At 65.4% G+C, this 18,491-nt stretch carries 18 protein-coding genes; 7 read left to right on the top strand and 11 right to left on the bottom strand.

Annotated features, from left to right (window positions below; all coding sequences use genetic code 11):
* Positions 1-994: cytosine deaminase (locus ISS20_RS08765; RefSeq protein WP_291435694.1), on the bottom strand; the 994-nt coding region annotated here is incomplete at its 3' end.
* Positions 995-1,065: 71 nt separating this feature from the next.
* Between ISS20_RS08765 and ISS20_RS08760 the strand changes: the two genes are divergently transcribed.
* Positions 1,066-1,434 (top strand): VOC family protein, encoded by a 369-nt coding sequence (locus ISS20_RS08760; RefSeq protein WP_291435693.1) that lies wholly within the window; start codon positions 1,066-1,068, stop codon positions 1,432-1,434.
* Here the strand turns inward: ISS20_RS08760 and ISS20_RS08755 are convergent.
* The 10 genes from ISS20_RS08755 to ISS20_RS08710 all read right to left on the bottom strand — a co-directional run bounded on the left by ISS20_RS08755 (position 1,413) and on the right by ISS20_RS08710 (position 13,001).
* Positions 1,413-2,336 (bottom strand): ABC transporter permease, encoded by a 924-nt coding sequence (locus ISS20_RS08755; RefSeq protein ID WP_291435690.1) that lies wholly within the window; start codon positions 2,334-2,336, stop codon positions 1,413-1,415. The two genes, ISS20_RS08760 and ISS20_RS08755, sit on opposite strands and share 22 nt — an antisense overlap.
* 114 nt (positions 2,337-2,450) lie before the next feature.
* The gene (locus ISS20_RS08750; RefSeq protein WP_291435688.1) at positions 2,451-3,512 is read right to left on the bottom strand and encodes an ABC transporter permease; all 1,062 of its coding nucleotides are present in this window, start codon (positions 3,510-3,512) and stop codon (positions 2,451-2,453) included.
* A 25-nt stretch (positions 3,513-3,537) separates the two neighbouring features.
* The gene (locus tag ISS20_RS08745) at positions 3,538-5,082 is read right to left on the bottom strand and encodes an ABC transporter ATP-binding protein (protein ID WP_291435686.1); all 1,545 of its coding nucleotides are present in this window, start codon (positions 5,080-5,082) and stop codon (positions 3,538-3,540) included.
* A gap of 174 nt (positions 5,083-5,256) precedes the next feature.
* Positions 5,257-6,222 (bottom strand): 5'-methylthioadenosine/S-adenosylhomocysteine nucleosidase, encoded by a 966-nt coding sequence (locus ISS20_RS08740; protein ID WP_291435684.1) that lies wholly within the window; start codon positions 6,220-6,222, stop codon positions 5,257-5,259.
* 111 nt (positions 6,223-6,333) lie between these two features.
* A complete protein-coding gene (locus tag ISS20_RS08735) occupies positions 6,334-7,344 on the bottom strand; it encodes a BMP family protein (RefSeq protein ID WP_291435682.1) in 1,011 nt (336 codons plus the stop codon).
* A gap of 227 nt (positions 7,345-7,571) precedes the next feature.
* Positions 7,572-8,201, bottom strand: coding sequence for a uracil phosphoribosyltransferase (upp, locus tag ISS20_RS08730; protein ID WP_056062295.1), 630 nt, complete (start codon positions 8,199-8,201; stop codon positions 7,572-7,574).
* A gap of 83 nt (positions 8,202-8,284) precedes the next feature.
* Positions 8,285-9,259 carry a threo-3-hydroxy-L-aspartate ammonia-lyase gene (locus tag ISS20_RS08725; protein ID WP_291435679.1) on the bottom strand — a complete coding sequence of 325 codons (975 nt, stop codon included), beginning with the start codon at positions 9,257-9,259 and terminating at the stop codon, positions 8,285-8,287.
* A gap of 194 nt (positions 9,260-9,453) precedes the next feature.
* Positions 9,454-10,296, bottom strand: coding sequence for an enoyl-CoA hydratase-related protein (locus tag ISS20_RS08720; RefSeq protein ID WP_291435678.1), 843 nt, complete (start codon positions 10,294-10,296; stop codon positions 9,454-9,456).
* Between the two features lie 170 nt (positions 10,297-10,466).
* A complete protein-coding gene (locus ISS20_RS08715) occupies positions 10,467-11,279 on the bottom strand; it encodes a hypothetical protein (RefSeq protein ID WP_291435677.1) in 813 nt (270 codons plus the stop codon).
* Positions 11,280-11,462: 183 nt separating this feature from the next.
* Positions 11,463-13,001, bottom strand: coding sequence for a helicase HerA-like domain-containing protein (locus ISS20_RS08710; RefSeq protein WP_291435675.1), 1,539 nt, complete (start codon positions 12,999-13,001; stop codon positions 11,463-11,465).
* Positions 13,002-13,080: 79 nt separating this feature from the next.
* Here ISS20_RS08710 and ISS20_RS08705 point away from each other — a divergent pair, with 79 nt between their 5' ends.
* The 6 genes from ISS20_RS08705 (at position 13,081) to ISS20_RS08680 (ending at position 18,479) form a co-directional block, all read left to right on the top strand.
* Positions 13,081-13,800 (top strand): YebC/PmpR family DNA-binding transcriptional regulator, encoded by a 720-nt coding sequence (locus ISS20_RS08705; RefSeq protein WP_015014275.1) that lies wholly within the window; start codon positions 13,081-13,083, stop codon positions 13,798-13,800.
* 114 nt (positions 13,801-13,914) lie between these two features.
* A complete protein-coding gene (gene purD, locus ISS20_RS08700; protein WP_291435670.1) occupies positions 13,915-15,195 on the top strand; it encodes a phosphoribosylamine--glycine ligase in 1,281 nt (426 codons plus the stop codon).
* The gene (gene hemF, locus ISS20_RS08695) at positions 15,195-16,166 is read left to right on the top strand and encodes an oxygen-dependent coproporphyrinogen oxidase (RefSeq protein ID WP_291435668.1); all 972 of its coding nucleotides are present in this window, start codon (positions 15,195-15,197) and stop codon (positions 16,164-16,166) included. The genes purD and hemF overlap by 1 nt, the downstream gene beginning before the upstream one ends.
* Positions 16,167-16,359: 193 nt before the next feature.
* Positions 16,360-17,223 carry a ribosome silencing factor gene (gene rsfS / locus ISS20_RS08690; protein WP_291435666.1) on the top strand — a complete coding sequence of 288 codons (864 nt, stop codon included), beginning with the start codon at positions 16,360-16,362 and terminating at the stop codon, positions 17,221-17,223.
* A 73-nt stretch (positions 17,224-17,296) separates the two neighbouring features.
* Entirely contained in the window at positions 17,297-17,764 is a 468-nt protein-coding gene (gene rlmH / locus ISS20_RS08685; RefSeq protein ID WP_007858784.1) for a 23S rRNA (pseudouridine(1915)-N(3))-methyltransferase RlmH, read from the top strand.
* 100 nt (positions 17,765-17,864) lie between these two features.
* Positions 17,865-18,479 carry a Maf family protein gene (locus tag ISS20_RS08680; protein WP_291435654.1) on the top strand — a complete coding sequence of 205 codons (615 nt, stop codon included), beginning with the start codon at positions 17,865-17,867 and terminating at the stop codon, positions 18,477-18,479.
* The last annotated feature ends 12 nt before the right edge of the window (positions 18,480-18,491 follow it).

The raw sequence follows: 18,491 nt of genomic DNA, 5'->3' as shown, positions 1-18,491 counted from the left end.
GCAGGCCCATGTGCGCGGCCTCCAGCATGTCGGCGCTGCCGCCGCTGTACCAGGGGTCCAGCACGCAGTCATGGCCGAACGCGACGGTGAGGCCCGCAGCCATCAGCTCGGGCACGCGGGTCATGCCCCGGCGCTTGGGGTAGGTGTCGTGGCGGCCTTGCAGCGTGATGTTGATGAGCGGGTTGGCCACCACGCCCAGGTCGGCCTCGGCCATCAGCGCCATCAGCTTGCTCACGTAGTAGTTGTCCATGCTGTGCATGGAGGTGAGGTGCGAGCCCGTCACGCGGCCCTGCAGGCCCAGGCGCTGGGTTTCGTACGCCAAGGTTTCCACGTGGCGCGAGTGCGGGTCGTCGGATTCGTCGCAGTGCATGTCCACGCGTTTGCCCCGTTCGGCCGCCAGTTCGCAAAGGATCTTCACGCTCTCGGCCCCTTGGGCCATGGTGCGCTCGAAGTGCGGAATGCCGCCCACCACGTCCACACCCATGTCCAGCGCGCGTTTCAGGTTGTCGAGCCCACCCGGCGCACGCAGCACGCCGTCTTGGGGGAAGGCCACCAGCTGCAAATCCAGGTAGGGCGCCACGCGCTGTTTCACATCCAGCAGCGCCTGCACCGGCAGCAGGCTGGGGTGGCTGGTGTCCACATGGCTGCGAATGGCCAGCAGCCCGCGCGCCACGGCCATGTCGCAGTACTGCAGCGCGCGCTGCACGATGGCGTCATGGGTCAGCGTGGGCTTGAGCTCGCTCCACAGCGCAATGCCTTCGAGCAGCGTGCCGCTCTCGTTCACGCGCGGCTGGCCGTAGCTCAGGGTCGAGTCCATGTGGAAATGCGCGTCCACAAACGGCGGGCTGACCAGCAGGCCACCGGCATCCACCGTCTCATGCGCGGGGGCTTGCAGGCCCTCGGTCACTTCGGTGATGCGGCCGCCTTGCACGGCGATCGACATGTTCTGGCGCCCGTCGGGCAGGGTGGCGTGGGTGATGAGCAGGTCGAGCATGGTGGGGGAGTGTAGATATTCGTCGGGACGCGCTGGCACACTGCGGGGTTTCAAGAAAAAAGGGTCATCCGATGAACGCACATGAAAAGCTGAACTACGTCGAATTTGCGGCGCGCGATTTGCCCGCCACCAAGTCGTTCTTTGAAAAGGCCTTTGCGTGGGCCTTTGTGGACTACGGCCCGGAGTACACGGCCTTCTCGGGCCAGGGGCTGGACGGCGGCTTTTTCCAAGCCAGCCTGTGTTCCTCCCCAGCCACTGGCGGCGCCTTGCTGGTGTTCTACAGCGCAGACCTCGAAGCCACATTGGCCAAGGTGGAGGCGGCGGGTGGCCATGTGGTCAAGCCGGTATTCGACTTTCCGGGAGGACGGCGCTTTCATTTCACAGAGCCCAGCGGCAACGAGTTTGCGGTGTGGTCCGATCACCGCTCCCCCTTGCGGTAGGGCTTCATCAGCGCCTGCGGATACGCTGCCTTGCGTGCCACCAGCACCAGCGCCAGGATGGACAGCAGGTAGGGCAGCATCAGATACACCTGGTACGGCAGCCACGCATCGCCCGCCTGCTGCAGCCGCAGCTGCAGCGCGTCAAAGAAGGCAAACAGCAGCGCACCCAGCAGCGCCTTGCCGGGCCGCCACGAGGCAAACACCACCAGCGCGACGCAGATCCAGCCGCGCCCGTTGATCATGTTGAAGAAAAAGGCGTTGAACGCCGACAGCGTGAGGAACGACCCCGCCACGCCCATCAGCGCCGACCCCGCCACGATGGCGCCGGTGCGCATGGCCGCCACCGAAATGCCCTGGCCCTCGGCCGCCTGCGGGTTCTCGCCCACCATGCGCACCGCCAGGCCCAGGGGGGTGCGCATCAGCACCCAGGCCAATAGCGGAACCAGCAGCAGGGCCAGCAGCGTGAGTGGGGTTTGTGCCGACAGGATAGGAATGCCCAGCCACTCCATCGGTGCAAAGGGCTCGATGGTGGGTGGCGTGTTGACCTTGGGAAAGCTCACCCGGTAGCCGTAGTAGCTGAGCGCTGTGGCCAGCAGCGTGATGCCCAGGCCCGACACATGCTGAGACAGCGCCAGCCCTACGGTGAGCCAGGCATGCAGCAAGCCAAACACCGCCCCCGTGAGCGCAGCCACCAGCACCCCGGTCCACAGCCCATGGCCCGCGTACACGGCAAGCCAGCCGGTGAAGGCGCCAGCCACCATGATCCCTTCAATGCCCAGGTTGAGCACGCCTGCGCGTTCGCACAGCAAAACCCCCATCGTGCCCAGAATGAGCGGGGTGGCCACGCGCAGGGTGGCGATCCAGAACGCGGGGTTGGCGAGGATATCGAGCAGTTCGGTCATGCGGCTGCTCCAGAGCTGATTGCTTCTATTTTGATAGCTGTCAGCGCAATATTCACTAGCGCTATATGCTTTTTTGGCGTGTATTTTCGGTGCGCACAGGTTGTCATGGCTGCCTCACTTCCAGCGCACGCGGTACTGCGTCAGCAGCCCGGCCACCAGCACCGCAATCAGCGAAGTCGCCACGATCACATCCGCAATGTAGGTGGGCACACCCACCGCGCGGCTCATGCTGTCGGCCCCCACCAGCACGCCCGCCACAAAGGTGCCCGCTGCGATCACGCCCAGCGGGTGCAGCCCAGCCAGCATGGCGATCACGATGCCGCTGTAGCCGTAGCCGGGCGACATGTCGAGCGTCACATAACCAGTGCGACCCGCCACTTCGATGGCGCCGGCCAAGCCTGCAAGCCCGCCGGAGAGCAGGGCGACCAGCACCACCGTGCGGGTGATAGGCACGCCCGCAAAGGCAGCAGCGCGTGCATTGGCCCCCGCAGCACGAATGTCAAACCCTGGCACTGTGCGTTCCAGCAGCGCCCACAGCATCACGGCCAGCGACACGGCCCACAGCAGGCCCGTGTGCAGCCGCGTCTGAGGCACCAGCTTGGAGAGTTCCAGGTCGCCCTGCAGTGCCACGCTCTGCGGCCAGCCCATGGAGAGCGGGTCTTTCATCGGCCCATCGAGCAGGGCCGACACCAGCAGCAGCATGATGAAGTTGAGCAGCAGTGTGGTGACCACCTCGTCCACGCCCAGCCGCGCCTTCATCAGCGCCGGGCCCAGCAGCAGCGCTGCGCCCGCCAGCGCGGCCGCCAGCATCATCAGCGGAAAGAGCACATAGGGCGACCACTCCAGCCCCGTGCCCCCGTGCATGCCGCCCACGGCCACGGCGGCCAGCGCCCCGGCGTAGAGCTGTCCCTCGGCCCCGATGTTGAACAGCCGCGCGCGGAAGGCCACGGCCGCTGCCAGCCCGGTCAGGATCAGTGGCGTGGCGCGGGTGAGGGTTTCGGTCAGCGCAAACACCGAGCCGAACGCGCCTTGCAGCAGCAGCGCATAGGTCTGGCCCACGGGCGCCCCGGCCCACAGCACCAGCAGGGCGCTGACGATCAGTGTGAACACCACGGCGCCCACCGGCGCCAGCACGTAGGCGGCTGGGGAGGTGTGGTTGCGTTTTTCAAGTCTCATGCTGGGTTGTTCTTGTTGTTGTCGCTCAATGGGCAGCGCCCGCCATGGCCAGGCCGATGGCTTCGCGTGTCCAGTCTTCGGCGCGTCGCGCCTCGCTCAGTTGTCCGTCGTGCATGACGGCCACACGGTCACCCAGCGCCAGCACTTCGTCCAGATCGTCCGAGATCAGCAGCACGGCCGCTCCCGCATCGCGCGCGTTGATGAGCTGCTGCTGCACAAACATCACCGCGCCAATGTCCAGCCCCCAAGTAGGCTGGTGCGCCACGATGAGCTGGGGCGCAGGCGCGGTGTAGCCTGCTGCGTCCTTCGGCGGCATCAGCGCCCGGCCCAGGATGAGCTTTTGCATGTTGCCGCCCGACAGCGACCGGGCGGGCGCGTCGGCACCGCCGCCGCGCACGTCAAAGGTCTCGGCCACGCGCTGCGCGTGCTGGCGCGCGGCGCGGCGTTTGACCCAGAAGGCGCGGAACCACGGGTGCGCAAACCAGGGCCCGCGCAGGCGTTCGGCCACCGCGTTCTCCCACATGGGCAGGTCGCCCACCACGCCCACGGCGTGGCGGTCTTCGGGGATGCGGGCCACGCCCTGGCCGACCAGCCACGCGGGCCGTGCTTGCAGCGGTGCGCCACGCAGCGTGACTTGGCCGGAGGAGGCGCTGCGCACGCCGCACAACACATCGGCCAGTGCCACTTGGCCGTTGCCGCTCACGCCCGCAATCGCCACGATCTCGCCAGCGCGCAGGGTGAGGGAGACCTCGTGCAACCGATCGCGCCCGGTGGGGGCGGTGCTGACGTTGCTCAGGGTGCAGATGGGCTCGCCCACGCTCCGCGCGGGGCGGCGCTCGGCCGCCTCAATCGCATGGCCCACCATCCATTGCGCCAGTTGCCCCTGCGTGGTGCCCTGTGCAGGCGCCTCGGCCACCAGCTTGCCTTGGCGCAGCACGGCTACGCGGTGTGAGACGCGCAGCACCTCGCCCAGTTTGTGGCTGATGAAGATGATGGACAGGCCCTGCGCCACCATCTGCGCCAGGGTGTCGAACAGCGCCTCGCTCTCTTGCGGGGTGAGCACGGCGGTGGGTTCGTCCAGGATGAGGATGCGGGCGCCCCGGTAGAGTGCCTTCAGGATTTCGACGCGCTGGCGCTCGCCCACCGAGAGGCTGCCGACCTTCGCATCGGGGCTCACTGGCAGGCCAAACTGCTGCGACACCGCCAGCAGCTTTGCGCGGGCATCGCTGCGGCGCGAGAAGGGCTGCCACAGCGGCTCGCTGCCCAGCAGCACGTTATCCAGCACCGTGAGGTTGTCGGCCAGCGTGAAGTGCTGGTGCACCATGCCAATGCCCGCCGCCAGCGCTGCACGCGGCTGGCCGGGCGGCAGGGGCTGGCCAAAGGCTTCGATACTGCCTTCGTCAGCCACGTAGTGCCCGAACAGGATGGACATCAGCGTGGACTTGCCTGCGCCGTTTTCGCCCAGCAGGGCCAGCACTTCGCCGCGTGCCAGGGTCAGGCTGATGGCGTCGTTGGCGACGAGCTTGCCGAAACGCTTGGTGATGCCGGTCAGGCGCAGGACGGGGGGCATGTCAGCACGCATGGAGTCGTGCTCCGTCAGCGGTACACAAAACTGGCGCGGCCCAGGCCAGTGGGCGCCGCGCAAGGGCCGCCCCGCCGCGCTGGCGTCGTCCCACTGCCCGCTGTGCGCAGCACTGCGAGAGCGGGGGGAAGCGGCGTAGCCGCTCAGGGGGGTGTTTCTGCTTCACTTCCACGCCGCCAGAAACGCGCGCAACACCTTGGCCGAATTGGCGGCCGCCAGGCCCATGAAGGTGCCCATTTCGTTCTCGCCATCACCACCACCGGCGAGATCGCTCAGCGACCGGAAGGCGATGTAGGGCACGCCGTTGCTGTGGGCGACCATGGCGGTGGCGGCGGTTTCCATGTCGAGCACGTTGGCCTCGAAGGTCTTGAAGGCGTATTCGCGGAAGGCCTTGTTGTCCACAAAGGCTTGGCCCGATACGCCGTTGCCGCCTACCACCAGTTGTGGGCGCTGCTTGAGGCAGGTGGCGGCCAGGCAGTGCTCCAGGCCCACGTTCTGCAGGCTGCGGGCGGTGGCCAGCATCTTCGGGTCGGCTTCGAACCAGAACTTCTTGCTGAGCTGGGGGTTGGCAGTCGATCGCACCTCCACCGGGCGCGGGTGCATCATGCCGAAGGCGGGCATCGTCAGCTCGCTTTTCATCCACGCGGGGGCGCTGTACTGGCCGGGTTTGTCTTCACGCGCCATCAGCCATTCCATGTACTGGCCCCACTGTGCGGGCACCGTCACGTCGCCAATGTGCAGGCTAGGGTTCACGCCGCCCGCAATGCCGCTGAAGACCACGTGGCTCACGTGGAAGCGGTCCAGCACCAGCTGGGTGTTCATGGCCGCGTTGGTCATGCTGATGCCCGACAGGAACACCACCACAGGTTTGCCCTCCAGCGTGCCGGTGGTGAACTCCACGCCGTTGATGCTGTGCTTGGCGGGCTGCTGCACCTGGGGCAGCAGCACGGTCAGCTCAGGGGCAAAAGCGGAGATGACGGCGATGCGGGGCGTGTCGTCCAGCCGCACGGCTGTTTTGCCAGGCGAGGTGGCGGCACAGCCCGCGACCACGGCGGCCAGGGCCAGGGCGCCCAGCAGGCGGGTGCACCGGGTTGTCAGAGTCGGCTTGGTGGTGTGGTGCGAAAACATGGTGGGTGAGCCAATAGCGGTGAGCATCAAAACAAACAGGCCACCGCTTTGCTGGGGTGGCCTGTGCACAGAAGTTGAGGACGCGGGCACGGCGCCCGCTGCATCCGGTGCTTACTTGGCCGTGGACTTGGGCTGGCTGTCGTCCACCTTCACGGTGAACTTGCCCGCCAGGATGTCGGCCTCCTTGGCCTTGACCTTGGCGACGATGTCGGCAGGCACCTTCTTCTCGAACGTACCCAGTGGGGCCAGCTCAGAGCCCTTGTGCTTCATCATCGAATACGGGCCGTAGTCCTCGGGTGTGAACTTGCCTTCCTTCACCAGTTTCAGCGCGCGGTCGATGCTGGGCTCCATGTGCCAGATGGCCGACGCGACCACGGTATCGGGGTACTGCTCTTGCGTGTTGATCACGTTGCCGATGGCGAGCTTGCCTTTTTCTTTGGCGGCGTCGCTCACGCCAAAGCGCTCGGCATACAGCACGTCGGCGCCCTTGTCGATCATGGCGAAGGTGGCTTCCTTGGCCTTGGGTGGGTCAAACCAGCTGTTGATGAAGGTGATGGTGAACTCGACCTTGGGATTGGTCTCCTTGGCGCCCGCCATGAAGGCATGCATCAGGCGGTTGACCTCGGGGATGGGGAAGCCGCCCACCATGCCGATCTTGTTGGTCTTGGTCATGCCGCCAGCCACCATGCCGCTGAGGTACGCGGGCTCCTGGATGTAGTTGTCGAACACGCTGAAATTGGGCGCCTGCGGCTTGCCGGAGGAGCCGAGCAGGAACGAAGTCTTGGGGAAGTCCTTGGCCACCTTGCGGGCGGCGGCTTCTACCGCAAAGGCCTCGCCCACGATGAGCTGGTTGCCGCCGGTGGCGTACTCGCGCATCACGCGCTCGTAGTCGGCGTTGCTCACGTTTTCGCTGGCCTTGTATTCGATTTCGCCACGTGCCTCGGCGGCCTTCAGCGCCTTGTGGATGCGGCTGACCCATTGCTGTTCAAAAGGCACCGTGTAGATCGCCGCGACCTTGATCTTGGACTGCGCGAAGGCCAAAGAGGGCGCCATCGCCATGGCGGCCGAGAGGGCCATGGAGGTGCAGAGCAGGCGTCCGGTGAAGATGCGGCGAGTGGTCATGGTGGGGGTCCTTCAGACAAGCGAACAAAGGGTTGGAGGTGCCTTTGTCCTAGCAAGGAGCGCGCCAGTAGGCCCCCCGGACTGCGGCAAACCGCTGGCAAGTCTGCCAGAGGAAAGCCACCAAGTGGTAAAAATTTGCGGACGTGGGTGCGCAGCCATGAAAAAAGCCACCGCCGGGCACAAAGGCCCTCCTGCGGTGGCTGGTGCATGACCAGGCGGCTGTGCGCTTATTTGGTGCCAAAGATACGGTCACCCGCATCGCCCAGGCCCGGCAGGATATAGCCGTGGTCGTTCAGCTCGCGATCGATGGCGGCGGTGAAGATCGGCACATCGGGATGCGCCTTTTGCAGCGTGGCCACACCTTCGGGCGCAGCCAGCAGGCAGACGAACTTGATGGAGCGGGGGTTGAGCTTTTTCAGGCGGTCCACACAAGCGGCCGCGGAGTTGCCGGTGGCCAGCATCGGGTCCACCACGATGATGTCGCGCTCGTCCATTTCGGATGGCATCTTGAAGTAGTACTCCACCGGCTGTAGCGTGGCCGGGTCGCGGTACAGGCCGATGTGGCCCACGCGCGCGCCGGGCACCACGTTGAGCATGCCGTCCAGAAACCCGTTGCCCGCACGCAGGATGGACACCAGCACCAGTTTCTTGCCGTCGATCATCTTGCCGGTCATGGTCTCCAGCGGGGTTTCGATCTGGACATCCTGCAGCGGCATGTCGCGGGTCACTTCGTACGCCATCAGCGTGGAGAGTTCTCCGAGCAGGCGGCGAAAGCTGTTGGTGCTGGCGTCCTTCTTGCGCATCAGCGTGAGCTTGTGCTGGACGAGGGGGTGGGTGATGACGGTGACGTTGCTCATGGGGAACCTGAAAGGAGAAGGGCAGAGGCCTCAGTGCCGGTGCACAGGCACGCTCTGCCACACAGTGGGTAAAAAAGTGGGGGCTAGTCTGCCAGAAACCGTGCCAGGCGCGACAAATCGACGTTGCCGCCACTGATGAGGATGCCGACACGCGCGCCATGGATGTCCACGTTGCCGTGCTGGGCCCCGGCGAACGCGAGGGCGCCCGTGGGTTCGACCACGATCTTCATGCGCTCGGCAAAAAAGCGCAGGGACTCCACCAGTTGCTCGTCGGTGGCAGTGACCATGTCGTCGGCCAGGCGCTGGATGATGGGGAAGGTGAGCTGGCCCAGGGCCTGGGTCTGTGCGCCGTCGGCAATGGTGTGGGGCGTGGGGATCTGCACCACGTGTCCGGCTTTGAACGACTGCTGGCCGTCGTTGCCCGCCGCAGGCTCTACGCCCACCACCCGGCATTGCGGCGCCAGGGCCTCGGCTGCGAGCAGGCTGCCGGCCAGCAGGCCACCGCCGCCCACGCAGACGAAGAGGTAGTCCAGGTCGGGCACTTCTTCAAAAAGCTCTTTGGCGGCCGTGCCCTGGCCAGCGATGACATGGGGGTGGTCGAACGGGGGTACCAGCGTCATGCCGCGCTCCAGCGCCAGGCGGCGGCTGATGGCCTCGCGGTCTTCGGTGTAGCGGTTGTAGGTGACGACCTGGGCGCCGTAGTCGCGCGTGGCGGCCATCTTGGAGGCGGGGGCGTCCTCGGGCATGACGATGGCGGCGGGCATGTCCAGCAGCCGGGCTGACAGCGCAATCGCCTGGGCGTGGTTGCCAGCAGAGAAGGCGAGCACGCCGCGCTCGCGCTGCTCGTCGGTGAACTGGGCCAGGGTGTTGAACGCACCCCGGAACTTGAAGGCGCCGGTGCGCTGCAGGTTCTCGCACTTGAAGAACAGCTGCGCGCCCAGCCGCTCATCGGCGGTGCTGGAGCGCAGCACGGGCGTGCGGTGGGCCATGCCCTTGAGCCGGTGCGCGGCAGCGGCCACATCGTCGTAGGTGGGCGGGGTCAGGCTGGGCAGCGTCATGGTGGCGGCATCCTTGTGGACAGGGCTGGAAGACGGCCAAACCCCGTAAAGCCTGATGATAGCCCTTTACCTCTTTACTTCAAGCAAAAGGGCCTGCGAGCGCTAGTGCTGTATGCCTGGGCAGCTATACATTTTGATGTGGCACATGCCTGTGAGCCCAATACCACGGGCCGCATGGCGCGGCCCGGTGGCGGTCAGCCCAGCTCGCTGAACCGCTGCAACGGCGTGAGTGCCGGGAACTCGCCCACGCGTTTTTGCTTCATGGCTATGACCGATTCGCGCACATGCTGGTTGCTCCAGATGGCGCCTTGCAGCCAGCCCATCTGGCGCAGGCTGTCTTCCACGCTGTGGTCGCGCGCGTAGTTAACGGCCTGCTTGGTGCCCCAAATGGCCACCGGAGGCTTGGACGCGATCTCCTTGGCGCACTGCAGCGCGGCGGCCAGCATGGCTTCCTGGGTGTCGAAGACCTCGTTGACCAGGCCGTAGCCCAGGGCCTTGGCGGCGCTCAAGCGGCGGCCGGTGTAGGCCAGTTCTTTCACCACGCCGAGAGGGATGAGCTTGGGCAGGCGTTGCAGCGTGCCCACGTCGGCCACCATGCCGATGTTGATCTCCTGGATGCAGAAGAACGCGTCGGCCGTGGCATAGCGGATGCAGCCTGCGGTGACCATGTCCACCGCTCCGCCGATGCAGCCGCCGTGGATGGCCATGATGACGGGGATGCGCAGGTTGTCGATGCGGGTGAAGGTGGCCTGCATGTCCGTCAGCAGGTCAAAGATGGCGGCACGGCCCTCGGGGCTCTGGTCGTCCATCGTGATGGCGCCGCCAAAGGTTTCCAGCGCCATGCCCGCGCTGAAATGTTTGCCGGTGCTGCTGATGACCAGCGCCCGCGCCGCGCCCGCCTGGTGCAGCTGGGCCAGCACCGCGTCCAGCTCGCGCCAGAAGGTGGGGTGCATGGTATTCATGGCCTCGGGTTTGTTCAGAACCAGATGGGCCACATGGTCAGTGATGCTGAGGGAAAAGCAGGTGAGGGTGTTCATGGGGTGCCACTGTAGACCGGTGTGCGCAGGCCCGGTCGTCGCCTGGGTGACTGGACTTGATTTCAGGCAATTTGGGCTGCAGGTGCTAGTACATCATGCCCGGGTAGCTATCAAAAAGAGAGTGATTGGGGCTGGCGTTGTGTCGCCAACGGGGTCGGTGGTTCAGGCGCTCAGTCCCCGCCACCACCACAACCGCCGCCGTCTCCCCCGCCATCCCCGCCGCCGTCACTGCCTGCATCCGAACTCTCGGCACCGCCAAAATCGCCCGAGCTGCCGCTGTAGCTGCCGTCCGAAAAACTGGTGCCGCAGTAGCTGTCGCCGCCGCTGCCACCCGCGTCGCTTTTGCGGGCGATGTCGGAGCAGTCGGGCACGTAGCTGAAGCCTCCGGCAATCGCGAACTTGGCGTCCAGCGCAAACAGCAGGGGCAGGCGGCTGGGCGCCTTGGGGTCGATGGATTCTTCCTTGCACACCCAGTACCAGCAGCGGCGCAGGCCGTCGTTGTGGCGCGCCTTGTGGCCCAGCGCCTCGGCGGGTGTGTGGTGCAAGAAGAAGCCCAGTGCGTTCTGGCACCACAGCTTGTACGCCTGCGTGTGCAGGATGAATTCGTGCCACAGCGCATCGACCGCCTTGGAGGGCATGGCCACAAACTGCTGGTTGCTGCGCAGGCAGGCCATGAAGAACTGGCGCAGGCCGCGTTCGACCAGCTCACAGTCGCGGGTGCTCAGATGGGGGTAGGTCTCGCGCAGCTTGCGCTGCAGAAAGCGGGGCAGGGGAGCCTCGCGGATGTAGCGCTGGCGCACCGCGTTGGTCCACTGGATCACCAGCGCCGTGATGATGACGGTGGCAATGAAGTACAGGACCCAGGGCCAGCGCAGGCGCCAGGCGCCTGCAAAGATGCCGAGGATGGCTGCCACCCACACCCCAATGGCCAGCAGCATGACCTTGCCGCCCCAGCGCAGCAGAACGTTTTCAATGCGTGTCATCGTCCCTCCTTCTTTTTGTTTTTGTGTATGGCGATTTCACGGCGGCCATGTGACTGATTTGTGACGAATCGCGGGGTGTCGTCAAAAGGTCACAGGCGCCATGTTGTGCGCTTTCACAGGGAGGCGAGCCAATGGCGGGAGGGGCGCCGCCGGTCTATGACGCCGGGCGCCGTCCCAACGGCGTCAGCGGCGCTTGCTGCCGCCGCCAAAGATACCGCCGAGCACGCCCCGCAAAATCTCCTTGCCGATCGTGGTGCCCATGGTGCGCACGGCGGACTTGGCCATGGTCTGCGCCAGGCCGTCGCGTTTGCCGCCGCGCGGACCGGTGCTGCCAAACAGCACGTCGTTCAGCCCACCCAGCAGGCCGCCGCCTTCTTCGGTGGGCGCACCGGTGGCCACCTTGCCGTTGCCCCCGCCCGCTGCGTTACCCGCCTGCCCGCTGGCTTCGGCGGCGCGACCCTTGAGCTTTTCGTAGGCCGACTCGCGGTCCACCACCTTTTCATACACGCCCGCGACCAGAGAACCGGCCATCAGGGCCTGGCGCTGCTGTGGTGTGATGGGGCCCAACTGGCTGCCCGGAGGCAATACAAAAACGCGTTCGGTCACGCTGGGGCGGCCCTTGGTGTCCAGAAAGCTCACCAGCGCCTCGCCCACGGCCAGCTCGGTGATGGCGGTTTCAATGTCCAGCCCCGGTTTTTGCCGCATGGTGGTGGCCGTCGCTTTGACGGCCTTCTGGTCGCGCGGGGTGAAGGCGCGCAGCGCGTGCTGCACGCGGTTGCCCAGTTGGGCCAGCACGCTATCGGGGATGTCGAGCGGATTCTGGGTGACGAAGTAAACCCCCACGCCCTTGGAGCGCACCAGTCGCACCACCAGCTCGATGCGCTCGATGAGCACCTTGGGCGCCTCGTTGAACAGCAGGTGGGCCTCGTCGAAGAAGAACACCAGCTTCGGAATCTCGGGGTCGCCGATCTCAGGTAGCTGCTCGAACAGCTCAGACAGCATCCACAAGAGGAAGGTGGCATACAGGCGCGGCGAGTTCATGAGCTTGTCGGCCGCCAGGATGTTGACCACGCCATGGCCGTCCACGGTCTGCATGAAGTCCTGGATGTTTAGCATGGGCTCGCCAAAGAACTGCGTGCCGCCCTGCTGCTCGATCTGCAGCAGCCCGCGCTGGATGGCGCCTACGCTGGCGGCGCTGACGTTGCCGTATTCGGTCGTGAACTCCTTGGCGTTGTCTCCCACGTACTGCAGCATGGCGCGCAGGTCCTTCAGGTCCAGCAGCAGCATGCCGTTGTCGTCGGCAATCTTGAACACCAGGTTGAGCACACCCAGCTGGGTCTCGTTCAGGTTGAGCATGCGGCCCAGCAGCAGCGGCCCCATGTCCGATACCGTGGCGCGCACCGGGTGGCCCTGTTCGCCAAACACGTCCCACAGCGTGGTGGGGCAGGCCAGGGGGACGGGTAGCTGAAGGCCCCGCTCCTTGAGCACGCCGGCCAGCTTGTCGCCAATCTTGCCCGGCTGGCTGGCGCCGGTGAGGTCTCCCTTCACGTCGGCCATGAACACCGGAACGCCAATGCGCGAGAAGTTTTCGGCCAGGGTCTGCAGGGTCACCGTCTTGCCGGTGCCGGTGGCACCGGTGATGAGCCCGTGGCGGTTGGCCAGGCCGGGCAGCAGGTGGCATTCAATCGTGTCGTGCTTGGCAATCAGCAGGGGTTCGGCCATTTCGGGTTTCCTCGGGGGTACGGGTTCGGCAAAAAGTAAAATCCACCGACTAGATTAAATCAATACAAAAGGACTTCCCGTGGCAGGACACAGTAAATGGGCGAATATCCAGCACCGCAAAGGGCGCCAGGATGAAAAACGCGGCAAGATCTGGACCCGCATCATTCGTGAAATCACTGTGGCCGCCCGCGCCGGTGGCGGTGACCTGTCAGCCAACCCCCGCCTGCGCCTGGCGGTGGACAAGGCCAAGGCGGCCAACATGCCCGCCGACCGCATCAAGTACAACATCGACAAGGCCACGGGCAACGCCGAAGGCCTGACCTACGAAGAAATCCGCTACGAAGGCTACGGCATTGGTGGCGCCGCCATCATGATCGACACCATGACCGACAACCGCGTGCGCACCGTGGCCGAAGTGCGCCACGCGTTCAGCAAGCATGGAGGCAACATGGGCACCGAAGGCTCGGTGGTGTTCCAGTTCAAGCACTGCGGCCAGCTGATTTTTGCCCCCGGTACCAGCGAAGACAAGGTGATGGAAGTGGCGCTGGAGGCAGGCGCCGAAGACGTGGTGACCGACGAAGACGGCGCGGTGGAGGTGCTGACCGCCCCAGCCGACTTTGAAGCGGTAAAGAACGCGCTGGAGGCCGCAGGCCTGACGGCCGAGGTGGCGGGCGTGACCATGCGGCCCGAAAACACCATCGAGCTGACCGGCGAAGACGCCGCCAAGATGCAAAAACTGCTGGATGTGCTGGAAGACCTGGACGACACCCAAGAGGTCTACCACAACGCGGCGCTGTGACCCTGCAACTGTAGATCGCCGCTTTTTTCTTGCCCTGACTTGTTTTCCGACTGATATTTCCCCGAATCCCGCCCAGCAGTGCAGCGCTGCGGGCCGGGTTCACCAAAGGTTCCTATGAAAGTACTTGTGATTGGTGGCGGCGGCCGTGAACACGCAATGGCGTGGAAACTGAGCCAGTCCCCCAAGGTGACCAAGGTGTTTGTGGCGCCAGGTAACGGTGGCACGGCCTTGAACCCCAAGCTCGAAAACGTGGCCATTTCCGACGTGCGCGAGCTGCGCACCTGGGCCCAGGCCGAGAAGATCGCGCTGACGGTGGTGGGCCCCGAGGCGCCTCTGGCGGCCGGTGTGGTCGATGAGTTCCGCGCCAATGGCCTGCGCATCTTCGGCCCCACCAAGGCCGCCGCCCAGCTCGAAAGCTCCAAGGCGTTTTCCAAGGCCTTCATGCGCCGCCATGGCATCCCCACGGCCGACTACGACACCTTCACCGAACCGGCTGCGGCCCACGCCTTTGTGGACCGGCTGGGTGCCCCCATCGTCATCAAGGCCGACGGTCTGGCGGCTGGCAAGGGCGTGGTGGTGGCCATGACGCTGCAGGAAGCCCACGATGCGGTGGACTTCATGCTGGTGGACAACAAATACGGCGTGACCCACAACGAAGGTGGCGCGCGCGTGGTGATCGAGGAGTTCCTCGAAGGCGAAGAAGCCTCCTTCATCGTGTTGTGCGACGGCAAGAACGTGCTGGCCCTGGCCACCAGCCAGGACCACAAGCGCCTCAAAGACGGCGATGAAGGCCCCAACACCGGCGGCATGGGCGCGTATTCGCCCGCGCCTGTGGTCACGGCCGATGTGCATGCCCGCGCCATGCGCGAGATCATCCTGCCCACCATCCGTGGCATGGAAAAGGACGGCATTCCCTACACCGGCTTCCTCTATGCGGGCCTGATGATCGACGCCAAGGGCCAGCCCAAGACGCTCGAATTCAACTGCCGCATGGGCGACCCCGAGACGCAGCCCATCCTGATGCGCCTGAAAAGCGACTTCAGCGACGTGATGGCCGCTGCCGCCGACGGCAAGCTCGATCAAGTAGAGCTGCAGTGGGACCGCCGCACCGCGCTGGGTGTGGTCATGGCCGCCCATGGCTACCCGGAGAGCCCGCGCAAGGGTGACCCCATCACCGGACTGCCCACGGAGGCAGACGATGCCGTGGTGTTCCACGCGGGCACGCAGCTCAAAGATGGCGTGGTCAGCGTGACCGGTGGCCGCGTGTTGTGCGTGACGGTGCTGGCCGACAGCGTCAAGCAGGCTCAGCAGCGCGCGTATGACGTGGCACGTGGCATCCAGTTTGATGGCGCGCAGTACCGCCGCGACATTGGCTTCCGAGCCCTGAAAAGCTGATGGCAGACGCTCAAACCTTGAACCCGGCCGACACGGTGACCCGTGTGCGTGGCTACCTGGTGGGACTGCAGGCGCGCATCACCGATGCACTGGAAGCCGTGGAAGGCGAGGGCGGTGCACGTTTTCTGGCCGATGCCTGGAGCAAGCCGCCTGGTGAGCCGTTGCAGGGCGATGGCATCACCAAGATCATGGAAGGCGGCCGGGTGTTTGAACGCGCAGGCTGCGGCTTCAGCCATGTGCGTGGCCCGCAACTGCCGCCTTCGGCCACGCAGCACCGGCCCGAGCTGGCGGGTGCGCCGTTCGAGGCCATGGGCGTTTCGCTGGTGTTCCACCCGCGCAACCCGTATGTGCCCACGGTGCACATGAATGTGCGCATGATCGCCGCCGGGCACCCCGGTCAGGCGCCCACCTGCTGGTTTGGCGGTGGCATGGACCTCACGCCATACTACGGCTTCGAAGAGGATGCGGTGCACTTTCACCGCACCTGCCGCGATGCGCTCAGCGCCTTTGGCGACGACAAGTACCCGCGCTTCAAGCAGTGGTGCGACGAGTATTTCTTCCTCAAGCACCGCAACGAGCAGCGCGGCGTGGGCGGCGTGTTCTATGACGACTTCTCGGAGCTGGGCTTTGAGCAGAGCCTGGCGATGACGCAGTCGGTGGGCGACGCCTTTTTGAAGGCCTACCTGCCCATCGTGGAAAAGCGCCAGGGCACGCCCTACGGCGAGCGCGAGCGGGACTTCCAGCTCTACCGCCGCGGCCGTTATGTGGAGTTCAACCTGGTCTGGGACCGGGGTACTCACTTTGGCCTGCAGTCGGGTGGGCGCACCGAGTCCATTTTGCTGTCCATGCCGCCGATGGTGGCCTGGTCTTACCAGCGCTCGGACGCTGCCGATTCGGCCGAGGCAGCGCTGTTGCAGCGCTTTCTGGTGCGACGCGACTGGCTGGCTGGCGAGGCTGCTGCAATGGGTTGAAAGTGTTGAAAAGCGCAAAAGCTATAATTTCAATAGCTGCCCGCGCTTTTCACATGAGCGCAAGAGGCCAAAAACACCTCATATTGCTGCAGCGCCTCAGCACAACACCCGCGCAACACCCAAGGCTCAGCCCGCTGGCTGTGCGCTGCGTTGCACGCTATATTGATTCCATTCCCTTTCAAATCACCGCCTGATGACCACCTCCACCAAATCGGAAACCGCCGCCAAAAAAGACGTCACCAAACTCCAGCGCGCCATCGTCGATGGCCTGGAGGACGTCAAGGCGCAAGACATCCAGGTCTTCAACACCGAGCATCTCTCGCCGCTGTTTGAACGGGTGATCGTGGCATCGGGTACCTCCAACCGCCAGACCAAGGCCCTGGCCGCCAGCGTGCGCGACGCGGTCAAGGAAGCCGGGTTTTCCAAGCCCCGCATCGAAGGCGAAGACAACGGCGAATGGATCATCGTGGACTGCGGCGCGGCTGTGGCGCACATCATGCAACCGGCCATCCGCCAGTACTACCGTCTGGAAGAGCTGTGGGGCGACACCCCAGTGCGCCTGAAGCTCGGCGCGGCCAAGCCGGTTTCCAGCGCTGCCACCGAATTGGCCGAGAAGAAGTCGGCCCAGAAGGCTGCCAAGTCGGACGCCAAGGCCGCAGGCAAGGCGCCCGCCAAAAAGGCTGCGACCTCCACCGTAGCCGCCCGTTCGGGCAAGGCCACCGTCAAGGCGGTCGCCAAGACCGCTGCGAAGACTGCTGCCAAAACAGCCCCCAAGCCCGCTGCAAAAACCGCCGCCAAGGCAGCACCTGCCAAATCGGCTGCCAAGACAAGCACCGCCAAGCCAGCCAGCAAGACCACTGGCGCAGTTGCCACCAAGAAGCCCGCAGCCACCAAGACCCCTGTCAAGACGGTGGTGGTCAAGCCCGGTGGCGCCAAGAAGCCTGCGGCCAAGAAGTCGCCAGCTGCCAAGTCCCCTGCGCGCGCAGCTGCCAAGCCAGCCTCCGCATCGGGCTCCAAGCCCGCGGCCAAGAAGGCACCTGCTCGCAGCAAGGGCTGATCCGTTTCAGCTGCTGCGCGCTCCATCGCTTGCGCGCGGCAGCGGTGACTCCCTCACGCATCCAGGTTGATCCATGAAGCTGCTGATAGTGGCGGTCGGTCAGCGGGTGCCCGACTGGGCGCAGACCGCGTACGACGATTACGCCAAACGTTTTCCACCTGAACTCAAGGTCGAGCTCAAGGCCGTCAAGACCGAGCCGCGCGGCTCCAAGACGCTGGAGACGCTCTACGCCGCCGAGCGCGAGCGCATCGAAGCCGCCATTCCGCGTGGCACGCGCGTGGTGGCACTGGACGAGCGCGGTACCAACCTCACCACCAAGGCCCTGGCCGAACGGCTCAAGGGCTGGCAACTGGGCGGTGACGATGTGGCATTGGTCATCGGTGGCCCCGACGGGCTGGACCCTGCCTTTCGCCAGGCCGCGCACGAACGCATTCGCCTGTCCGACCTGACCCTTCCCCACGCCATGGTGCGGGTGTTGCTCATCGAGCAGCTGTACCGCGCCTGGTCGGTGAACGCCGGGCATCCTTACCATCGTGAATGAAGCAGACCCTTTGCGATGATGGTCTGTGATACTCCTGTTTTCATAGCTGCTAGCGCTTGATGAATAAGCGCTAGAGCCGATTTTTGTTCAAAATCCGTTCATGCCCGACTTCATCTACCTCGCCTCCCAAAGCCCGCGCCGCCGCCAGTTGCTTGAACAGCTGGGCGTGCGCCACGAGCTGCTGCTGCCCAATGTGGAGGGTGACGAGGCAGAGGACGCCGAAGCCATCGAGGTGGTGCTGCCCGGCGAAGTGCCCACAGCGTATGTAGAGCGCGTGACGGCCCTCAAGCTTGACGCGGCCGTGGCCCGGCGTGCGCGGCGCCAGTTACCGGATGCGCCCATCCTGTGTTCCGACACCACCGTGGCCCTGGGCCGCACCATCTATGGCAAGCCCGACGATGCCGCGCATGCGGCACGCATGCTGGCTGAACTGGCAGGGCACGAGCACCGCGTGCTGACCGCTGTGGCTCTGCAGGTAGGCACCAAACGGCTGACGGCCCTGTCGGTATCGCGCGTCACTTTCGCGCCCATGGCACCTGCGCAGATTGAGGCGTATGTGGCTACGGGCGAGCCGCTGGGCAAGGCAGGCGCCTACGGCATCCAGGGCCGGGCGGCGGCGTATGTGGAGCACCTGGCGGGCAGCTATTCGGGCATCATGGGGCTGCCGATGTACGAGACCGCGCAGCTGCTGCGCGCCGCGGAATTTGCGATCTAAGTTGCGATCCGA

The sequence above is a fragment of the Acidovorax sp. genome, from assembly GCF_016783915.1.
Classification (GTDB): domain Bacteria; phylum Pseudomonadota; class Gammaproteobacteria; order Burkholderiales; family Burkholderiaceae_C; genus Acidovorax.
The sequence above is the reverse complement of the archived record's forward strand: the minus strand, read 5'-3'. Positions and strand labels throughout refer to the sequence as shown.

Bases quoted from the DNA above. Each gene is read 5' to 3' on its own strand.
- ISS20_RS08760 (WP_291435693.1), top strand. From the start codon at position 1,066: ATGAACGCACATGAAAAGCTGAACTACGTCGAATTTGCGGCGCGCGAT.
- ISS20_RS08755 (WP_291435690.1), bottom strand. From the start codon at position 2,336: ATGACCGAACTGCTCGATATCCTCGCCAACCCCGCGTTCTGGATCGCC.
- ISS20_RS08750 (WP_291435688.1), bottom strand. From the start codon at position 3,512: ATGAGACTTGAAAAACGCAACCACACCTCCCCAGCCGCCTACGTGCTG.
- ISS20_RS08745 (WP_291435686.1), bottom strand. From the start codon at position 5,082: ATGCCCCCCGTCCTGCGCCTGACCGGCATCACCAAGCGTTTCGGCAAG.
- ISS20_RS08740 (WP_291435684.1), bottom strand. From the start codon at position 6,222: ATGTTTTCGCACCACACCACCAAGCCGACTCTGACAACCCGGTGCACC.
- ISS20_RS08735 (WP_291435682.1), bottom strand. From the start codon at position 7,344: ATGACCACTCGCCGCATCTTCACCGGACGCCTGCTCTGCACCTCCATG.
- upp (WP_056062295.1), bottom strand. From the start codon at position 8,201: ATGAGCAACGTCACCGTCATCACCCACCCCCTCGTCCAGCACAAGCTC.
- ISS20_RS08725 (WP_291435679.1), bottom strand. From the start codon at position 9,259: ATGACGCTGCCCAGCCTGACCCCGCCCACCTACGACGATGTGGCCGCT.
- ISS20_RS08720 (WP_291435678.1), bottom strand. From the start codon at position 10,296: ATGAACACCCTCACCTGCTTTTCCCTCAGCATCACTGACCATGTGGCC.
- ISS20_RS08715 (WP_291435677.1), bottom strand. From the start codon at position 11,279: ATGACACGCATTGAAAACGTTCTGCTGCGCTGGGGCGGCAAGGTCATG.
- ISS20_RS08710 (WP_291435675.1), bottom strand. From the start codon at position 13,001: ATGGCCGAACCCCTGCTGATTGCCAAGCACGACACGATTGAATGCCAC.
- purD (WP_291435670.1), top strand. From the start codon at position 13,915: ATGAAAGTACTTGTGATTGGTGGCGGCGGCCGTGAACACGCAATGGCG.
- hemF (WP_291435668.1), top strand. From the start codon at position 15,195: ATGGCAGACGCTCAAACCTTGAACCCGGCCGACACGGTGACCCGTGTG.
- rsfS (WP_291435666.1), top strand. From the start codon at position 16,360: ATGACCACCTCCACCAAATCGGAAACCGCCGCCAAAAAAGACGTCACC.
- rlmH (WP_007858784.1), top strand. From the start codon at position 17,297: ATGAAGCTGCTGATAGTGGCGGTCGGTCAGCGGGTGCCCGACTGGGCG.
- ISS20_RS08680 (WP_291435654.1), top strand. From the start codon at position 17,865: ATGCCCGACTTCATCTACCTCGCCTCCCAAAGCCCGCGCCGCCGCCAG.